General features: G+C 34.1%; 17 protein-coding genes. 11 read left to right on the forward strand and 6 right to left on the reverse strand.

Going from position 1 to position 20,002, the window contains the following annotated elements:
- From JM83_RS17225 to JM83_RS17235, 3 genes are read left to right on the forward strand one after another with little or no spacing between them, the layout of a single operon-like run.
- Positions 1 to 1,140: an ABC transporter substrate-binding protein gene (locus tag JM83_RS17225; RefSeq protein ID WP_144963327.1), complete on the forward strand. Its 1,140-nt coding sequence runs from the start codon at positions 1 to 3 to the stop codon at positions 1,138 to 1,140.
- A 21-nt stretch (positions 1,141 to 1,161) separates the two neighbouring features.
- Positions 1,162 to 3,084 (forward strand): sensor histidine kinase, encoded by a 1,923-nt coding sequence (locus JM83_RS17230; protein ID WP_144963328.1) that lies wholly within the window; start codon positions 1,162 to 1,164, stop codon positions 3,082 to 3,084.
- 5 nt (positions 3,085 to 3,089) lie between these two features.
- Positions 3,090 to 3,494 carry a response regulator gene (locus tag JM83_RS17235; protein WP_144963329.1) on the forward strand — a complete coding sequence of 135 codons (405 nt, stop codon included), beginning with the start codon at positions 3,090 to 3,092 and terminating at the stop codon, positions 3,492 to 3,494.
- Positions 3,495 to 3,537: 43 nt separating this feature from the next.
- Here JM83_RS17235 and JM83_RS17240 read toward each other — a convergent pair whose 3' ends face one another.
- Positions 3,538 to 5,052 (reverse strand): DEAD/DEAH box helicase, encoded by a 1,515-nt coding sequence (locus JM83_RS17240; protein WP_144963330.1) that lies wholly within the window; start codon positions 5,050 to 5,052, stop codon positions 3,538 to 3,540.
- A gap of 250 nt (positions 5,053 to 5,302) precedes the next feature.
- Between JM83_RS17240 and JM83_RS17245 the strand changes: the two genes are divergently transcribed.
- Together JM83_RS17245 and JM83_RS17250 are read left to right on the forward strand one after the other, a co-directional pair.
- Positions 5,303 to 6,025: a Crp/Fnr family transcriptional regulator gene (locus JM83_RS17245; protein ID WP_144963331.1), complete on the forward strand. Its 723-nt coding sequence runs from the start codon at positions 5,303 to 5,305 to the stop codon at positions 6,023 to 6,025.
- Positions 6,026 to 6,812: 787 nt separating this feature from the next.
- Complete coding sequence (locus JM83_RS17250; protein ID WP_144963332.1) at positions 6,813 to 7,367, forward strand: hypothetical protein; 555 nt, start codon at positions 6,813 to 6,815, stop codon at positions 7,365 to 7,367.
- Positions 7,368 to 7,462: 95 nt separating this feature from the next.
- Here JM83_RS17250 and cysM read toward each other — a convergent pair whose 3' ends face one another.
- Both cysM and JM83_RS17260 read right to left on the reverse strand, forming a co-directional pair.
- Positions 7,463 to 8,347 carry a cysteine synthase CysM gene (cysM, locus tag JM83_RS17255; protein WP_144963333.1) on the reverse strand — a complete coding sequence of 295 codons (885 nt, stop codon included), beginning with the start codon at positions 8,345 to 8,347 and terminating at the stop codon, positions 7,463 to 7,465.
- Positions 8,340 to 9,134 carry a serine O-acetyltransferase gene (locus tag JM83_RS17260; RefSeq protein ID WP_144963847.1) on the reverse strand — a complete coding sequence of 265 codons (795 nt, stop codon included), beginning with the start codon at positions 9,132 to 9,134 and terminating at the stop codon, positions 8,340 to 8,342. The genes cysM and JM83_RS17260 overlap by 8 nt, the downstream gene beginning before the upstream one ends.
- 512 nt (positions 9,135 to 9,646) lie before the next feature.
- Here JM83_RS17260 and JM83_RS17265 point away from each other — a divergent pair.
- Positions 9,647 to 10,564, forward strand: coding sequence for an IS1595 family transposase (locus JM83_RS17265; RefSeq protein ID WP_144960754.1), 918 nt, complete (start codon positions 9,647 to 9,649; stop codon positions 10,562 to 10,564).
- Here JM83_RS17265 and JM83_RS17270 read toward each other — a convergent pair.
- Positions 10,561 to 12,807 (reverse strand): FUSC family protein, encoded by a 2,247-nt coding sequence (locus JM83_RS17270; protein ID WP_186435036.1) that lies wholly within the window; start codon positions 12,805 to 12,807, stop codon positions 10,561 to 10,563. The two genes, JM83_RS17265 and JM83_RS17270, sit on opposite strands and share 4 nt — an antisense overlap.
- Before the next feature lie 174 nt (positions 12,808 to 12,981).
- Here JM83_RS17270 and JM83_RS17275 point away from each other — a divergent pair, with 174 nt between their 5' ends.
- The gene (locus JM83_RS17275) at positions 12,982 to 13,977 is read left to right on the forward strand and encodes an NADP-dependent oxidoreductase (protein ID WP_144963334.1); all 996 of its coding nucleotides are present in this window, start codon (positions 12,982 to 12,984) and stop codon (positions 13,975 to 13,977) included.
- Between the two features lie 61 nt (positions 13,978 to 14,038).
- Here JM83_RS17275 and JM83_RS17280 read toward each other — a convergent pair whose 3' ends face one another.
- Entirely contained in the window at positions 14,039 to 14,251 is a 213-nt protein-coding gene (locus JM83_RS17280) for a hypothetical protein (protein WP_144963335.1), read from the reverse strand.
- Positions 14,252 to 14,494: 243 nt separating this feature from the next.
- On the opposite strand from JM83_RS17280, the gene JM83_RS17285 reads away from it, so the two are divergent.
- From JM83_RS17285 to JM83_RS17300, 4 genes are read left to right on the forward strand one after another with little or no spacing between them, the layout of a single operon-like run.
- Positions 14,495 to 14,821, forward strand: a complete 327-nt coding sequence (locus tag JM83_RS17285) for a helix-turn-helix domain-containing protein (RefSeq protein WP_144963336.1) — start codon at positions 14,495 to 14,497, stop codon at positions 14,819 to 14,821.
- A 3-nt stretch (positions 14,822 to 14,824) separates the two neighbouring features.
- Positions 14,825 to 15,739: a DNA-methyltransferase gene (locus JM83_RS17290; protein WP_144963337.1), complete on the forward strand. Its 915-nt coding sequence runs from the start codon at positions 14,825 to 14,827 to the stop codon at positions 15,737 to 15,739.
- Positions 15,720 to 18,473, forward strand: a complete 2,754-nt coding sequence (locus tag JM83_RS17295) for a class I SAM-dependent DNA methyltransferase (protein ID WP_144963338.1) — start codon at positions 15,720 to 15,722, stop codon at positions 18,471 to 18,473. The genes JM83_RS17290 and JM83_RS17295 overlap by 20 nt, the downstream gene beginning before the upstream one ends.
- A 3-nt stretch (positions 18,474 to 18,476) precedes the next feature.
- A complete protein-coding gene (locus tag JM83_RS17300; protein WP_144963339.1) occupies positions 18,477 to 18,782 on the forward strand; it encodes a hypothetical protein in 306 nt (101 codons plus the stop codon).
- A 358-nt stretch (positions 18,783 to 19,140) separates the two neighbouring features.
- Here JM83_RS17300 and JM83_RS17305 read toward each other — a convergent pair whose 3' ends face one another.
- A complete protein-coding gene (locus tag JM83_RS17305; RefSeq protein ID WP_144963340.1) occupies positions 19,141 to 19,860 on the reverse strand; it encodes an SDR family oxidoreductase in 720 nt (239 codons plus the stop codon).
- Between the last annotated feature and the right edge of the window lie 142 nt (positions 19,861 to 20,002).

The following is a 20,002-nucleotide window of genomic DNA, read 5'->3' on the forward strand; positions in this document are numbered from 1 at the left end:
ATGATTTTTAAGAAAGCACCGGTTTTATTACTATTGAGTTTTATAGCGATTTTTACTAGTTGCAATAAAACTGAAATAAATGAAATTAATATTGGCTATATAGGACCTTTGTCTGCACGTGCCACAGATTTGGGGATCGCCCCATCAAAGGCAATGAAACTTGCTGTAGAAAAATACAATACCTCAAAAACAGCATCCCAGCCCAAAATCAACTTGTTTCTTGAAGATGATAAATGGGAGAAAACAATGGCTTTACCTGCTTATGAGAAACTTCGGAAAGAACATAATATAGATATCGTATTTATTAGTAATACCGATGGCACCACTGAAATTCAAGAGAAAATAATGGAAGATGGCGTTATCGCTATAAATCCTTTAAACAACGACAAATTACTGTCCTCTTTAAATAAAAACACTTTTAAAATTGCCAAATCTACCGAGGAGACACATAAGACCCTGGGAGTTAGAATTATAGAGCTTGGTTTAAAGAAAGTCTTAATCCTTCATTTTCCAAATGAATTTATGACAATTGGAGGAAATGCCATGAAAGATATCTTAACAACAAACAGTGTTGAAAATAAACTAATTAAAGTAGATAAAAACCAGACCGACTTTACCGAAATTCTTAAGAACGCAAAAGTGGATGGAACACAGGCTTATGTCTTTTTAGGGTATAGGGATTTTGGTTTTGCTATGAAACAAGCAAGGAATCTTGGGATTGAAGCACCTTTTTTTGGTTCTACAACTTTATTAGATCCAGTTTTTTTCTCAAACTCCGAAGGGGCGATAATTGGTACCGAATGTACATTTTTCACTCCTCTGGACGGAAATTATATTTTAGCTAATGAGTTTTTAAAGAACTATAAAAACAAATTTGGGGAAGAACCATTTTCCATTTGGGCTCCCATGCAGGCTTATGATGCAATGAATATTGTAATAAATGAAGTAAAAACGATTAATGACGATAAAATAGAAAATGAATCTCTGGAAGATTGGTTAAGAAATCGTTTATTTAAGGTTAGATATTATCAAGGAGTTTGCGGGAATATTTCTATTACAGAAGATGGTTCCTCAAGAGGGATTTATTTTTCATTATATAAAGTAGAATCTGATGGTAAGCTTAAGAAGATAAAACGCTAAAAACCCGCCCCAAACCTAATCATGAAAATACGCACTAAATTAATCCTGAGCTTTGGCGTCATAATTGGTATCCTGTGCATAGAAATCGCGCTAAATCAAACTATTAGCAATAATGCTGCGGAGACCTATCAAAAACTAAAAACGCAGGTACTTCCTGCACTTCGCATTTTAGATAAATTTGAATCTATAAACAATGAAGTTTTTTTACTCATTTCCAATAAAGTCCATCACAGTAATTTTCCTTCAAAAAGTCAGAATAGGTTAAGTGGGATTTTAGAGGTGGAACTCCCTTATTTAAAAACTGAACTTTTACTATTATCTGAAAATTTAGAAGAGAACAACGAGGTCGCTTTAAAAGCACCTGTGATTATAGAATTAACCAATGAGTTAATCGACTTAAGCAATAAGATTAATAATCTACTAGTACTAAAGAGTGATTATACTAATAGCAATAAAATGCAAGCTGCGGTTTCTTTGGTAGAAGAAGATATTTCTAAAATACATGCCCAGTTGGATACAAGTCTATTACTTCTTAAAATTGATTTTGGAAATTTATTGGAAGGTTATCAAAATAAATTTGTTCAAAGTCTAAAATCCTTGTCTAATATTATTCTTATAACAGGACTTCTGGGAATTCTGTTTGGGATAGCAGTTGCCATAGTTGTTATAAGGTCTATTGCAAAACCTATTAAAACCTTAAATAAAGCAGCTTTAAAGGTAAGTAGAGGCGATTATGATGCCGATATCTTCCTGAAAGGAAAAGACGAGCTAGCATCTTTAGGAGATTCCTTTAACATTATGACTTCTTCCTTGAGGAGTAATTTTAGGTTAATTGAAAGCAATAATGAGGAGATAAAACAACAGGAAGAAAAAATTAGAAAAGTTATCGAGGCTTCTCCGGCAGCTATAATCTTAATGGATCCTCAAAAGAAAATTTCTTTAATAAATGCTCAAACAGAACATCTCTTTGGATATTCCAGGGATGAGTTAATTGGGCATTCTGCCGAGGAATTGATTCCGTCCAGATTCCTGAAACAAAAATCCATAATAGACACTGTTTTTTCATCCAAAAACAAAATAGAGGCCCTGGGCATTAACCAAGATTTTTATGGAATAACAAAACTCAAGGAAGAAGTACCAATAGAAATTAGTCTAAGTTTTATAGAAATTCAACATCAAGACATGATCTTAGCTTCCATCGTGGATATTACTGAAAGAAAGCAACAGGAAACAGAGATTAAAAAATATGTAGATCAGCTTAAATCCAAAAATAAAGAACTGGAACAATTTTCATATATAACCTCTCATGATCTACAGGAACCATTGAGAACTGTTTTAAGTTTTATAGATCTTATTCAGGAAGATTATAGTGGTAAATTGGATAACGACATGAATATATATTTAAAATTCATAGCTGATGCCTCTACCAGGATGAGCAAATTGATTAAAAGCTTGTTGGATTATTCCCGGATTGGACATAAAGGAATAGTAGGAACCGTAAATTGTAATATTTTATTGGATAATGTATCTGCCGATCTTAAATATAAAATTGAAAAGGCACAGGCCGAGATTTACTATAAAGACCTCCCCACAATAAAAGGTTTTGATTTGGAATTAAGACTATTGTTTCAAAATTTAATTACCAATGCCATAAAATTTCAGAAGAAAGCGGAGGTCCCAAAAATCCATATTTCCTCGGAAGACAAAAGAACCCATTGGCAGTTCAATATTGCAGATAATGGCATAGGGATTCGGGAAGAATTTCAAAATAAAATATTTGTGATTTTTCAAAGATTGCATAATAGGGAAGAATATGATGGCACTGGTATTGGGCTTTCCCATTGCCAAAAAATAGTAGAATTGCACGGAGGGGAGATTTGGGTGAATTCTGAAGCTGAAGTTGGGAGCACCTTCCATTTTACAATTCCAAAAACTATAAAATAACCACTATGGACAATAAATTGAATTGTATTTTATTAATAGACGATGATGAGGCAGTAAATTTTATTCATAATAGGGTCATTAAAAAATCTGGATGTGCGAATGAAGTTGCCATTGCCCGGAATGGTCAAGAAGCTATAGATTTTTTAATCACCAAAGTAGATAATAAATATCCTCAACCAGATCTTATATTTTTGGATATCAATATGCCAGTGATGAACGGATGGGAATTTTTGGAAGCTTATGAAAAACTGGAAAAAGAACAAAAAGGAAAAGAATTAATTGTCATGCTTACCACCTCCCTAAATCCAGATGACAAGGAAAAGGCTAAAAAAATTGCACATATTAACGATTTTCATCCCAAACCATTAAGTGTGGAGCATTTAAATAAAATATTGGAGACTGTATTGTAGCTTTTGTAAAAAGATAATTACAATGAAAACCACAAGACTGAGATCAAAATTCAGCATTTATTTGTTGACGCAATTTTCTGGCATAGTCTTCTTCCAGCCAATCCCTGTAATTTTTTGTACTTTTACTAATACAATAGGAATATTGTTTTATTCTAGACGAAATATCGTCCTTTAATTCTTTTGCAAGAATTCTCGCATCAAAAACATCTTCACTGTTCTCTACACACATTTTTACATGTTGTTCCATGGACCACTCCAGTACAGCCTTGGACCTAAGCCCTTTTCGTATTACGACATCATATGCTTCTTCTATGTCAAAATCTACAATTTCAGACTGCTGGAACTGCTCCCTAAGCTCGGGAGGCATTATATATTTAAATTCACGCTCAATTTCTTCGTCACTTAATAAATTCTCGAAATAGAAATCGGGGGATCTAAATAGCTGTTTCCAATCTACCGGCGCACTCCAATGTCCAAATCTCACTACGTTATTACCAAGATCTATTACATTGAATTCAGATTTATTCTTTAAAATCCTGGAACCCCGGCCTATCATTTGGAAATAAAGGGTCAAGGATTTAGTAGCCCGGTTTAATATAATGGTTTCTACAGAAGGTTCATCAAATCCAGTTGTTAGAATACTAACTGAAGTAACAATGGCCTCTGGAGTATGTTTAAACCATTTTAAAATATCTTTTCTGTCTTGTTTACTGGTAGTGTTATCGAGATGCCTTATAGGGAAACCTGCATTTCTAAAAGTTTCATAGACTTCTTTAGAGGTGTTAATTCCATTATTGAAAATAAGGGTTTTCTTATTTCTGGATTTATCCAAATAGGCATTCAACAGTTTTTCTTGCATACTCATATTGGAGTATAGCTCTTCAGAAGATTTAACTGTATAATCCCCGTTGATCCCCACTTTTAATGATTGCAAACCTACATCGTAACTAAAAACCTTTGCTTTGGCCAAAAAACCTTTGCCAATTAATGACCCAATGGAATCTCCCACAATAAGTTCCCTGTAATTATCCTTCATGGGAAGTTTAATATTAGAACTTAATGGCGTGGCAGTCACCCCTAGAATAAAACACTTTTCGAAAAACTTAAATAATTTTCTGAAAGAATTATAATGTGCTTCATCTATAATTACCAGTCCTATGTCCTGAATTTCCAATTTTTCATCATGAAGTCTATTATTAAGTGTCTCCACCATTGCCACAAAGCACATATAGTCTTCTTGATCTGGCAGTTCCTTTACTTTACTGTTAATGATCTTGTTTAGAACCCCAAACTCGGAAAGCATTTTTGAAGTCTGCTTACATAATTCAATTCTATGAGTTAATATCAAAACCTTTTTATTGGTACGTTGGATATATTCTCTTACAATAGAAGAAAATATAACCGTTTTTCCGCCTCCGGTAGGAAGCTGGTATAATAAATTATAGTGATTTGGGTGGGCACCTATTACATTAAAAATCTTATCTATATCTACCTGTTGGTAGTCGTAAAGTATTTTGTCATTTTTTTTTTCTTCAAGTCCAAATGTTTCAACAGCCATATTTTATGATTTCAGCAAGTTTGCAAAAATAGCAGATTTTTAGGTTATACTAAAATGTTTGGGCATATTTAAGTTTTATAATTATTTCTTCCTACTTATAGTATTATTAACTATTTTTACGTCTATCCTTAAAGTTTTTAAAATTCAACATTTTACTTTGCACCAATATTTGGTCCAGCAACAATCCCCATCTAATAAATAAATTGCAATATTTCCACAAAAGCGCATCCCCCCTACTGGAATCTGAATTATGGGAAAGGAAGAAACATCGTTGGGAAAATATTTGCTACAGTTAAAAGATTGTGAGTTAACTCAGGAGATGAACTCTAAATCTTCAGAATCTTTTTTCTCCCTTTTTCATGAAGAAATCTGGCCTAAAAATTCCTGTATCCTCAATCAAGAAAAATTATTTTATCATTTTTATATCATACTCTCCGGAAGAATAAAAATGTATCAAGTAGATGCCATTCATGGGAAAGAACTCACTTTGTTTTTATTGACCAAAAACGATGTTTTTGATCTCTCCTGTTTATTGGATGGCTGCAAACATAATGTGTATTACGAATGCTTGGATGATGCTAAAGTATTGGCGGCACCCATGGAAGATTTAAGAAATTGGTTTAAGGACAATCCCGAGCATTATCAAAAAATTCTCATGTATGCAGGAAAACAATTGCGCGTACTGGAAAATTTTGTTTCGGATATTACCTTTTCAGATATTTTCACAAGATTGCTAAACCTCTTGTTAAAAAATGTAAACCAAAATTCAAAAAACCTAGAACTTATAAATGATCTTCCCAATAAAGAAATTGCAAATTTAATAGGGTCTACCAGAGCGGTCGTTAATAGACATCTTCAAAAATTGAAGCAAAACGGATCTCTAAAAATTTCCAGAAAAAAAATGGAAATTAAAAATTTAAAAATTCTAATAAGGTTATTGGAAGATAAAAAACATACGAGCTACAAATCTTAAAATAACAAAAGAGGGGAAATTCTTCTCATTTTCCTGTTATAATATCCTAAACTTAAATAAATAAATGTATATCCGTAATGTATCCTAAAATGATTTATAACATCATTCTGAACTTGGTTCAGAATCTTATAACACTAAGCATCAATATAGTAAATTGAGGCCCTGAAATAAATTACCATTGACGGATTTATATTTATTTGTGAATCCAAGACCCTGAAACCAGTTCAGGGTGACGACGCGGAATTGTCGTCATGCTGAACTTGTTTCAGCATCCCATCAGCTTATATAAAAACACGTCCGTTGCCTACGCTAGATAATTTTTTTATTACGGGTCTACCATTGACGGATTTATATTTATTTGTGAATCCAAGACCCTGAAACCAGTTCAGGGTGACGATGCGGAATTGTCGTCATGCTGAACTTGTTTCAGTACCCCATCAGCTTATATAAAAACACGTCCGTTTCCCACGCCAGATAATTTTTTTATTAAGGGTCTATCATTGACGGATTTATATTTATTTGTGAATCCAAGACCCTGAAACCAGTTCAGGGTGACGATGCGGAATTGTCGTCATGCTGAACTTGTTTCAGCATCCCATCAGCTTATATAAAAACACGTCCGTTTCCCACGCCAGATAATTTTTTTATTAAGGGTCTATCATTGACGAAATAACTATAGGACATAAAGCGGATATACAAATAAATAATATTCAATGCTACTTACGTACTAGTACAAGGAATAAGACTACAATATCTTTAAGGCATTATTAACATAAATCTATATATTATGAAAAAGGTGATTTTATTTTTGTTCGTTTTATGTGGTTTTGCCACAATGCAAGCACAAGAAGTTATCCAATTGGATGAAGCAAGACTAAGTTTTAGCCCTGAGGCTATCACGGTAGATTCGGATCTAGGGGCCATTAGGTGTGTAGTTAATGAAAGTTACACAGGGGAGTTTTCCCAAAACCCAATTAGATTCATGACAGAAAAGTTTGATTTTAAAGAATTCTTATCTGCGATAGTAAACAGGGATAAATTTGATAGATATCTTGTAACTTTTAATAGTACTAAGGGGTATTTAGAAGCTATCTATACAAATGAAGGCGAGTTGGTACAAACAAGCCAAAGGTTCAAAGATATTGTGTTACCCTCTTCGATAAGAAATCAATTGTTTCAAGAAAATCAAGGATGGACTGCGATAGGCACTAAATATATCGCTAGCGGAAAAAGGGATAGGATAGACAAAGAGATCTACAAAATCAAACTTGAAAATGCCGGCAAAAAGAAAACAGTAAAAATTGTTCCTAGCGCTACCCTAGTTGGTCTTGTTAACAATTAAAAAGAACCCCCTAAAAAGTTAAAAAATGATGTCCTTTTATAAATATATATAATGTAAGATTCAAGGAACCACCCTGCAATTGGTTCCTTGGAATCTTACATAAATAGATCTGAAGACAAATAACGATCTCCACGGTCACACACAATACTTACCACCACTCCTTCCTCTAATTCTTCACACAACTTAACCGCTGCACTAGCGGCACCCCCACTACTCATTCCCGCAAATATTCCTTCATCTTTTGCCAAGCGTTGTGCCATTCTTTTTGCTTCCATATCACTCACTTCCAATATGCGATCTACTTTTTCAGGATCAAAAATTTTTGGCAAATATTCTTTAGGCCATTTTCTTATGCCCGGAATTCTAGAATTATCTGTAGGTTGCACCCCAATTATTTGAATAGTATTACTTTGTTCCTTTAAATAAGTGGAAGTCCCCATAATGGTTCCTGTAGTTCCCATAGAGGAAACAAAGTGGGTAATTTCATGATGGGTATCTCTCCAAATTTCTGGCCCGGTAGTTTTATAGTGTGCTTTCCAATTATCCTTATTAGCAAATTGATTGATCATGAAACAATTATCACACTTAACTTTTTCTTCGGCATAGTCTCTAGCGTATTCTATACCTCCATCTGCATCGGTTAGGGTAACTTTTGCTCCAAAAGCCCGCATTGTTTGAACCCGCTCTATAGTAGAATTCTCTGGCATAACCAATTCTATATTCAGCTTAAAAATTCCTGCTATCATTGCTAGAGCAATTCCTGTATTACCACTTGTGGCCTCAATAAGTTTAGAATTTTTATTTATATCGCCCCGATCCAAAGCACTTTTTATCATATTATAAGCGGCACGATCCTTTACACTACCGCCTGGATTTTGTCCCTCCAATTTTAAAAAAAGACTGACCTTAGGGTTTTTGATCAAGGTTTCCGTCTTAACCAATGGCGTATTGCCTATTAAGCCTAATAATGAATTATTCATTTTTTACCGAGTTTTTAATTTTGATTTGAGGATTATGAGTAACCATGGAATTTGAGGGAACCGAAGCGGTCAACCACACATTTCCTCCAATAATACTATTTGCTCCAATGATCGTATCTCCTCCTAAAATTGTTGCATTTGCATAGATGGTCACATTTTCTTCTATTGTTGGGTGACGCTTTATATTCCTTAATTTCCTGTTTACCGAAAGAGCACCTAAGGTAACTCCTTGGTAGACTTTCACATTATTTTTAATAACGCAGGTTTCACCTATTACAACACCCGTAGCATGATCTATAAAGAAAGGAACTCCAATATGTGCTCCAGGATTGATATCGGTTCCGGTTATTTTATGGGCACATTCAGACATTAATCTTGGAACCAAGGGCAATCCAAATTTTTGAAACTCATGGCTTAACCTGTAAATAGCAATAGCGAAGAACCCAGGGTATGCCAAATATACTTCCTCAATGGAATTTGCCGCAGGGTCATGCAACATAATAGCATTGGCATCGCTATTGAGTTTTTCAAGAATTTCAGGTAGCTTTTGCAAATAAGATTCCCATATTTCTTTACAAGACCTGTTTGGCTCCCAGCAAACCAAGTCTGCCAATTCCTGAAAGTCATTTTCTAAAACTGCTAAGTTGCTTTCTACAGGAGTATCCCCATCAAACAGCGTATAAAACAATTTATGAATGAATGCTTCCGTTTTTTCACGGATAACATATCTTAAATTAGGCAATTTTTTTTGCTCTTGAATTTTATTGATAATCTCACTTTTATTCATCATAACACAATTCCTTGAGCGGGCCTTTAAAGCCGTCTAAAAATACGCTCTTATTTCTTCAAAGTTATGGATTTCCTAGATATAGATAAGGGAACAACTTGGAAGTTTCCATCTCATATAATATCTCAAAAATTTAACATCTCCCTGCCGTTAAAATTATATTAATAGCAAAATATAACTTTTCAAAAATCTGTAAATTAGCATATTAACCAAATAAATATATTATTATGGCACAATCACAGAATCCTCAAAAAGGGAATCAAAAACAAGATCCTAAAAAATCAGACCAAAAAAAACAGGATCAAAAGAAAACTCAACAACCTAAACGCTAGTTAGGTTGAGATTTTGGAAGCCACCTTTAAAAGGTGGCTTTTTGTATATAAAAATTAATTTATTGTTTTAATTCTAATCTTTTGGAAAATCAATTTTGGTGATCTTTTTTCTGTATATCCGTAAACATTCCTAATTAGTGGAAATATTCCTATATTTGATTGAATTTAAATTGATTGGATATGAATATATTTTCTTTCGGAGTTCATTTTACTGATGAGGAGAGCTGCCGCCTACATTTCAAGGAGCAACGTGATAAGGAAGGAGTTGTCTGTCATCGCTGTGGGTCAATAGATCATTATTGGCTCAAAAACAAATGGAGTTATCAGTGCAAATCCTGTAAGGCGAGGATGTCCTTGCGAAGTGGAACAATTATGGAAAGCTCCAAATTATCTTTTATGAGCTGGTATAAGACCATCTTTCTTTTGAGCACGACAAAGAAAGGTTTTTCCAGCAAGGAAATACAGCGGCAGCTGGGCCTAAAGCGCTATGAGCCGGTTTGGGCAATGGTGCACAAGTTACGCAAAGCCATGGGGCAGCGAGATGACCGCTATACGTTGGAGGGGATGATCGAGATGGATGAAGGTTATTTCACCATTGAGGCAAGCCAAAACGATCACCAAACCCAAAAGGCCGGTCGTGGCAGCAAGACCAAATCCAACGTTATGGTTCTGGCCGAGAGCACTGTCTTGGAAGATATAAAAACAGGGAAAGTGGAGCGGCATTGCAGGTATTTTAAGGCAAAAGTCCTTGACAACCATGAGGCCGGTCAAACCAGCAATATGCTCAAAAGCGCAATTGCTGATGAACACATTATCATCTTTTCCGACCAGAGCACATCCTACGTTGATATCGCAGATTACGTAGAGCTACATATTACTGAAAAATCAAGTGAAAAGACCACCAAAGAAACCCTAAAATGGGTACATATAGCTATAAGCAATGCCAAAAGGAATTTTGTGGGAACCTATCATAAGATCAAGAAAAAATATCTGCAATTATACCTCAATGAGTTTGTATACAAGCTTAATCGGAGGTATTTTGGAGATAAGTTATTCGATAGGTTAGTAATAGCAAGCATTACAGCGAGTGGACATTAAACGGATATACAGATCTTTTTTATTATTTTTTCGCTCAAGGCATGTAACCATTTTAGTTGTGAAGAAAGTAGCTGTACTTCTTGTAATTCATCTGTCCCCCCTTTAACTGTTGATACCTTATAGCCCTCTTCAATTTCAGTGAGTTTATTTAAAGATTCAATACGATGTTCAAAATAATGCTGCGCTTCAATCCTATTGTTGGAATCTAGAATTTTAGCATAGGACTTTTCAGAAATAAGGCCATTTGCAACCTTTAAATTATGTAAAATTCCATCTACATAACTATTAAAATAAATGGAAGCCTCTGTTGTTGGGTGGTTTTGTATATAGGTTCCCAAAGACGCTAAAGAGGATAAAAATGTATGGTTTAGGACCACTACTTCATAGAATTTATCCAAATGCAATTGTTTGGATTTTGGTTCCTGGGTCATTCGTTGGAACGCTGTATTTAAATTACCACTTGCTAAAAAAGCAGCTTTTCTAGCCAATTTATAAGTTGTAGGAACGGCACCTTTCTCTTGATAATACTTTTGTATAGCAAACAAATATTCTTTATTTGCCTTCAAACTCTCCCCTATTACAGAATTAATACTGAAATATTCCCACGATGGCCAAAGTATGGCATTTCCTAAAGCCGCTAACCCGGCCCCAATTATAGTATCTATTATTCTATATTGAATTACATTAAGTATATCTGGTTTTAAAAGGGCATAAATAAAAACCACACTCAAAGTAATAAAGGTCGCAGAAGTTTTGTAATTTCTTTGAACCATAGAAAAGGCCATTATCAAACTAAGTATTGCTAAAATGGCATATACTGTAGTGTCCTGAATTAATAGAACAATACCAGCGGCTATTGCCCCACCTATTAACGTACCTAAAATACGCTGTTTGGATCGTTGCCTGGTAAGCCCATAATTTGGGCGCATTATCACTACAATGGTAAGCAGGATCCAATAGGCATTTTGTAAAGAAAAATAGGCTCCCACAGTAAAACCTACCATTACAACAAGGGCAAGCCTTAACGAATGTTTAAAAATTGCTGACTTTAAGCTGAAATTTTCACTTAAAATATTGAGGTCATATTCCTGATGGGATATAAAGCGTTGGACATCTATATTTTTCACAAAGCTCAAATCCTTAAAATCTTTGTTACTTAAGATGTGCTCGACCTTACGGATCTTTTCTACTTGCCTATATTGATAAACATATAAATTCTTCAGCAAAATTGAGCTCTCAAGGGATCCTTTTTCTTCGGCAGGGGCTACATCTTCAATATGTTTCCTGATTTTTTGGAGACATTCTTCGAGTGTATTATTATTATTTAATCCCTTGGATTGTAATAAAGATTCAGAAATATGCCGCATCCTAGCTGCCATTTCAAAAGTTAAGGTTTGAAATAATTGCATTTTATATGGATGCTTGGAAAGGATCTCATCCATTTTTTCATAATCTACCGGATTGGCCATCGCTAGTTCCAAAATATCTATGAGATGAATAAATATTAGCAATCGTTTACGCTCATAATTTGAGCTTCCAGATGATTTACGAGAAGAAATTAGTATGTCCCGCAAGGTTTCATGATTCCCATTTAGATCTGCCTGAAGCTCCAACATTTTTTTCTGCAGCGCTAACCTGTTGGAGCTAGCATCCAATAAGTTCCCTCGAACGTCTAGGTACTGGGAAATGAGATCCAAACCTTGCGATAAAAATTGTTCGGTTTGTGCCTTGGGGTTGATCCTATGCCAGATCACCGTTAAAAACAAGTACCAAATTCCGCCCAAACCAATAAAAAATGCACGTTCATAAAATTCCAGCACGTCCGAAATATTGGCAAAACTAAGTACGAGTGCAAATAATCCTGAAAAACTTATTAAAGAGGCCCTAAAACCATATACAGAAAAATAAGAAAATATAAACATGATAATTCCCAATACAGGAATTGTCAGCCAAGCTGAAGGATTTAAAAACCCGCCGATCAAACTAGCAAAAACGGCAAATAAAGCAGATAAAAGGATACCGAAATTCTTATTTCGAAAACTACCGGTGACATCACTTGGAGAACTTAGCAAGGCCCCAAGTGCCAAGGCAAGGCCTACCTCAAAGTACCCTACATATACACCTACCGCAATAGGGACTATGATTCCAAAGGCAAGAATTATAGCCTTAGTAAAGTCGGTGCTTTTTAAGAAAAATATAGATTCCTTATAGGACTCATTAAAATTAAACTTCGGGTACTTCAAATTCTAGTTTACATCTTGAAATGCAAAGGTAACGGCAAAAGCTGTGACGAGCGTTAAACTTTTCTGAAATTCCCTCGAATTATAGCCCAGAGCACCATGAGGGAAATAAAATTCAATAATTTTACAAAGAGCTATTTAAAAGCATTAATGGCATTAATCTTATAAATTGAAATAATGAACAAAACAATATATCTAAAGAACCGACCTTCCGGAACACCTAGCCTCAACGATTTTGAATTTAAGGAAGAAAATAAACCAAGTCCCGACGAGGGAGAGGTGTTATTGAAAAGTAAATATATTTCTGTAGATCCCTATTTAAGGGGAAGAATGCGCAGTGGAGAATCGTATATCGAGCCATTTAAAGTTAATGAACCTATAGAATCTGGGATTATCGCTGAAGTTATCTCTTCAAAAAATCCAAATTTCAAGGAAGGGGATTTTGTTAATGGCATGCTTCAATGGAAAGAGTTTCAAGTTAGTCAAGTTGCAGGTCTAAACAAGGTAGATCCCAATACAGCACCATTATCTGCATATCTAGGAATATTGGGCTTAACCGGGATTACTGCATATGTAGGATTGGAAAAAATAGGCAAATTAAAAGAAGGAGAAACCTTACTGGTTTCTGGAGCTGCAGGAGCTGTTGGTAGTATTGTGGGGCAAATTGGGAAAATAAAAGGCTGTAGAGTGGTTGGAATTGCTGGAACGGATGAAAAAATCCAAAAGCTTAAAAATGATTTTGGATTTGATGAAGCCATCAATTACAAAACGACAGGGAATATAGGGGAAAGTATAAAAAAAGCATGCCCGCAAGGAGTGGATGTTTATTTTGACAATGTGGGAGGGGAAATCCTGGATGCAGCATTAGAGAATATCAATAAATTTGGGAGGGTCATTAATTGCGGTGCCATCTCTCTTTATAATGCCACAGAAACTCCAATGGGGCCAAGGCTTGAAGGCACATTAATTAAGAAAAGTGTATTGATGCAAGGCTTTACCGTAAGGGATTATATAAAAGAATTTGGACCTGCAATAAATCAATTAGCTGCTTGGTTACAAGAAGATAAAATCACATATTCCGAAACTATAGTTGAAGGTTTTGAACAAACGCCACAAGCCTTTTTGGATCTATTTAAAGGCAAGAACAGTGGTAAAATGATTGTTAAAATATAAATTAAGCACTCCTGAAGCTTATTAATTCAAGGTTCAGGAGTTCTTAATTTTTAAAAGTGTATTAATCCCAAATTGCTGTTCCTTTCATTTTATTCCAAATAGTTTTATCGTCTGCCTTTTTTAGTTTGGAAGCATTTATAAACTGAAGGACCAAAGTTCCTTCTGGAACTTCTGGGCTATTTTGTAAGCTGAGTATTATATTTTTATTGATCATTGTATACGATCCTCTCCAAATACTATCTGTGAGAAAAATATCGGCATAACCGGTTTCCAAAAAATTAATTTCAGAGTGAGAGTTTATAAAAAAATCAGAGGGTTGCGCATCCAAGCATTCGTTCTCAATTTAAAATGAGTTGTGTTTCATACTGAAAAGCCACCACACAGTCAAGCACATTTCATTTTGCTCGTGCCTCACAAAATAAAAATAGCTTGCCTTTTCCCGCCACCATCCGAATTGGAAATCAAAAAATATTTATTATATTTGTCAAATACTGACAAGTCTAAATATTCAAGTCAAATGAAACAATCTTTCGGAGAATACATAAGGCATTTACGGACAAAAAATGAACTTACTTTAACCCAACTCGGAGCAAAACTTGATTTGGATTCTGCAAATTTGAGTAAAATTGAAAACGGAAAAAGAGATTTCGACGAAAAACGTTTAACTCTACTTGCCCAAGTTTTTAATTTGGATTTAGAAGAATTAAAAACAGAATTTTTTGGTGACCTATTTGCTAAAAAACTTTATGAAAGTAGTTCTTCGACAGACGCACTTATTGTTGCGGAAAAAAAAGTTAAATACCTACGTCAGATTAATGCTAAACAAGAAAGTCTTAAACTTTAAAATATGCCAAACAGTATAAACAAATACCTAAACAAAGTAATTCAAGGCGATTGCCTCGAAGAAATGAAGGAAATTCCAAGTAAGAGCATAGATATGATTTTATGCGATTTACCTTATGGAACAACTCAAAATAAATGGGATTCAGTTATAGACCTTGATAAACTTTGGACTGAATATTATAGAATAATTAAAGACAACGGAGCAATTGTACTTACTTCCCAGGGTGTTTTTACTGCAAAACTAATATTGAGCAATGAAAAGCATTTCAAGTATAAAATTGTTTGGATAAAATCTAAAGCAACAAATTTCTTGAATGCTAAAAAACAACCGTTGAGAAAACACGAAGATATTTGCGTTTTTTACAAAAAACAACCAAAATACAATCCTCAAATGACAGAAGGAGAAGCTTATGACAAAGGATTCCGAAAAGACCAGCTCACAGGTAGTTACGGAGACTTTAAATCAAATCACGTAAAAAGTAATGGAAACAGATATCCAACAGATGTGATTGCATATAAAGAACAATCTATTGAAGATTTTGTCTATGTTAAAACAGCTGAATCTGAAGGAACAGTCTATCATCCAACTCAAAAACCAATCGAGTTAGGTAGATATTTAATTAGAACTTTTACCAAGCCTGGAGATGTCATTCTTGATAATGCCTGTGGAAGTGGTAGTTTCTTGCTTTCTGCCATTCTTGAAAACAGACAATTTATTGGTATAGAAAAAAATGAAGATGTTTTACTTCATAAAGTAAATGAAGTAGATTACATCCAAGTGTGTACTGATAGAATACAAGAAACTTTAAAAAGGAAAGAAGTAGAAAAATCTACCTTGAGATTATTCAATGAACCAATCGCTAAGTATCATACTCTAAATTATAAAACCAAAGTTCTCAATGGCGAAAGTTACGTATAACGAAAGAAGTTGGGCTATTGATGTTATTAGTTCAATCGAGGTTTTCTTAGCAAATAAGAGCTGGCATTTTAAAGGAGCTGGAGGAGAAAGTACTATAAGTAATAACAAGAAAAGTCTATTTCCTGATGTATTATTATTTAAAGACCTTACTAAAGATATAATTGTGCAAGGTTGGGAGTTAAAAATGCCTGACACTCAAATAAATGATGCAGAACTTATAAGCAACGCAATAAAAAAGGCGAAAATATTAAAAAGAGATAGTTTTCTTTTATGGAATGTAAAAAGCGCTGTTTTACATATTAGAAATGGCGATAACTTTGAAATTCACAAAAGTTGGAATGACATAAATATAAATTCTCGTCTTGAAGTAAAACCTAACGAACAACTCTGGAAAGATTTATTGTTTGAAATTCTTGCCGACTTAAATGGCTTTTTTGAATCTGGGGAAATTTCAGAAGTCACTTCACAAGAAATATTATCAATTGATGAAGTAATTGATGTTGTATTAGAGAATACAACCAATACAGCAGAAACACTAAAAGCCAAAGCGAGAACTACTCGCCTATTAGATGCAGAAATCAATCTTTGGTGGAATTCATCTTCAAATGAATATGGCTTTACTTCAAGTCAAACTGAACATAAACTACCTACTTTGGCGATGGTAGTTTTAACAGATTGGGTTTTCAAAATAATTTTTGCTCATATATTAAAAAAGCATTTTATCGAAGCTAAAGAAATTGAGAACATTGAACGTTCAACTTCTATAGTTGATGCAATTGAAATACTAACATCTATTTCCCAAAAATGTAATTTCTGGAATATTTTCAGTCCAAACCTTGGACAGCAATTTATTTCGGAAACAGCTTGGAACGAACTGACAGAACTAAATCACTTCCTTTCTACTGTAAATATTGAAGCTATTGAAATCGAAATTCTTCATCAATTACTTCAGAGTACAATTACAACAGCCAAAAGAAAGGTTGCAGGTCAATTTTCTACACCTAATAAATTAGCAGATTTATTAACTCGCCTAACTATTGATGACAAAACAAAAATAGTAATTGACCCTTGTTGCGGAACAGGTACAATTATAAAACAAGCCTATGAATTAAAAGAAGAATATGAAATAAATTCGAATGATATTCTTGATACCATTTGGGCTTCGGACAAACATTCGTTTCCTATTCAACTTTCGACATTGTCAATGGCTAAACCTTCAAATATTGGAAGAATAGTCAACGTTTTTGGTTCTAATGTAATTGAACTAAACCAAGGAGATACAATAGAGTTTCAAAATCCAAATAATGGAGAAATAGTAGAAAAGGAATTCCCAATAGTAGATTATGTTGTTTCCAATTTACCATTCATTAAGAGTAAGGAAATGAAAGTTTTGAATCCACATATAGTGGATATTAACGATTGGATAAAAGAAGAAGCTGAGACAACAGAAACATTAAGTGGCAAAAGCGATATTTTTGCATACATCCCTTTTTATCTTCATCAATTCTTATCCGAGAATGGTAAAATTGGACTTATATTATCAAATGCTTGGTTGGGAACTGATTATGGCGAAAAATTTTTAGAGCTTTTTCAAAAATTCTTCAAAATAGATTTCGTAGTAATCTCTGGAAAGGGAAAATGGTTTAATAATGCAGATGTTGTAACAACAATATTAGTTGCTTCAAAAAAAGACCCAAAAACACCTACCACAGATGCTAGTGAAATCTCATTTTGTACGTTAAAAGAAGAACTAGAGGAAATTGATGACATAAAGACATTGAGCGATAACATAATTGTCAATACAGAATCTGAAAATCTAACCATCAATAGATATTCTGTTGCACAAATAAATTCTTTTGAAGATTTTGGGATTCCTTGGTCAGGTTATTTTTCTAATCTAAGTTGGGTTGCTAATGTTAAAGATAGATTTATCAATACAAGCGATATTTTCCATTTCACACGAGGAGAAAGACGTGGATGGAATCCTATGTTTTATCCTGCGTCAGGGCACAATATCGAGCAAGAATATATCAAGCCAGTCCTTAAGCATTTGAGAGGCACTACAAATCTAGAATGCGTTTCAAATGCAGAAGCTTTTTGCTGTTCTAGAAGTATTGAAGAATTAGAAAACTTAGGACATAATGGAGCGATAGCTTGGATTAATTCATTTGAAAACCAACGAAATGGAACTAATAGACCTTTACCTGAAGTATTGGCAAAACCAAATATGTATTGGTATGAAATGTCAACCGAAAATATGGCTGACTTTGTAGCAAATGTAAATTATGACAAGAGTCTGTTCATTGCCAAATTTGAAAACCGCTCGTTTATCGACCAAAGAATGATAGGTTTTTCAGTAAAAGACGAGTATCTACAAGAAAATAAAACATTATACTTAGCACTTCTAAATAGTACTGTAAGTCTATTTTTGATTGAAAGTTTTGGTTTTGGTCGTGGTTTAGGAGCATTAGATTTAAGAGCAACCAAATTCGAAAGAGATTTTAAAATTTTGAATCCAAATATTTTGACCGATGAACAAAAGTTACAAATTGTTGAATTGTTTAGACCTATGATGCAAAGAAACAGATTGCCACTTGAACAGGAATTAGAATCAGCAGACAGAATCGCTTTTGAAAATGCTTTAATGGGAATATATGGTATTTCAGAATATTATGAACCTATTAAAAATTCTTTAAAGCAATTGTATCGAATTCGTTTTGCAGTAAAAGACTAGAATATGGCTTACGAAGAAATACCAGACATAACGTTAAAAATGATTATAAATGCTGGAATTATTAAAATCGGAACTAAGGTTTATTCATCACCGAATAATGAAATTATTGGCACTCTAGATAAAGAAGGCGCAATAACATTTGAAATCGATAATAAAATAAAAACTTTTCCATTTCCTAGTGGAGCTGGAAGAGCAATAACGAAAACCAGTATAAACGGATGGAAATATTGGCGAATTTTAGACGATGGAGTTTATAACGAATTAAGTTATTATAAGGAAAAATACAAGCAGAACGAAAGCCAACGCTAAAAGCCATACATATTTGCAATTCGCTTCATCCACCACATAAGCCAAAAATTGCAAAAGAGTATATCTTTGCCAACGCTAGCAAGTTTGCGAAAAGCACGAAAACACAACAACGTATACAAAAAGCAGCTATATCGATGTAGGCCTCGGGAAATTAAACCCTCGATGAGTGTTCAAATTACTAAATATCAAATAATTATGATGTTTTTTAGTTCTTTAATTATAACGATTCAGCATTACATCTTTGGAGCATCCCACTAATGGGCAGCAAAAAATGACACAAGAGTTAAACTCTGGAGGCATTTTTATGCATAAATAATTTCTTGAATTACTCTTATCGCAATTCAAAATAAAATTAAAATCAAGATTTTGCAGGCCTCGAGGGACGGACTTCGATTTTACTAGGCAAACTTCTTGGGTTCATTTTTAACAGGTCTACAACTAATTCCCCAATATCCTCTTTTTGAATTTTCCATTCATCTTCTTTACTTGGCTCATGATTATTAAAATGAGTGGCTACAGATCCAGGCATTATTGTACTTACTTTTATTCCATGTTTCCTAAGATCCAACATGGCAGCTTGAGTAAATCCTGTGACTCCAAATTTACTTGCATTATAAGCCGTTCCCCCGGCAAAGAAATTTGTCCCAGCCAAACTTGAAATTGTAATAATATAACCTTCAGATTTTTTTAAGCTTTCTATACATGATTTCATACTATAAAAAACGCCGGTTAGGTTAGTGTCTATTGTTGTCTGCCAATCTTCTATACTCAATTCATCTATTGGCGCGAAATGACCAACTCCCGCATTGGCTACCAAAACATCAAGTTGTCCCCAAGTGTCTATCACTTTTTTCACTGCTTTTTCTTGACTTTTAAAATCCCTAACATCAGCTTCTACAGCTAAGACCTCTCCATTACCGATTTTTTTCAACTCCTCGGCTGCTTTTTCAGCGGAATCCAAACTTCTACTTGTAATAGCGACCTTCATCCCGTGCTTTATTAAAGACTCCGCAACACCATATCCTATTCCTTTACTGCCTCCTGTTATTAAAGCAACCTTACCTATATTTTTTTTCATTTCGTATGTTTTTTTAATCAGCTTAAAACTACTAAAGATCGACTGTTGCTAAAAATTTTAGAGACTAATTAATTGTTAATTCTTAAAGGGTATAAGCATTTTTCCCTATAAATGAAGGCTTTAAATGAGCAACTAAAATCTT

It is taken from the genome of Gillisia sp. Hel_I_86 (assembly GCF_007827275.1).
Lineage (GTDB): Bacteria > Bacteroidota > Bacteroidia > Flavobacteriales > Flavobacteriaceae > Gillisia.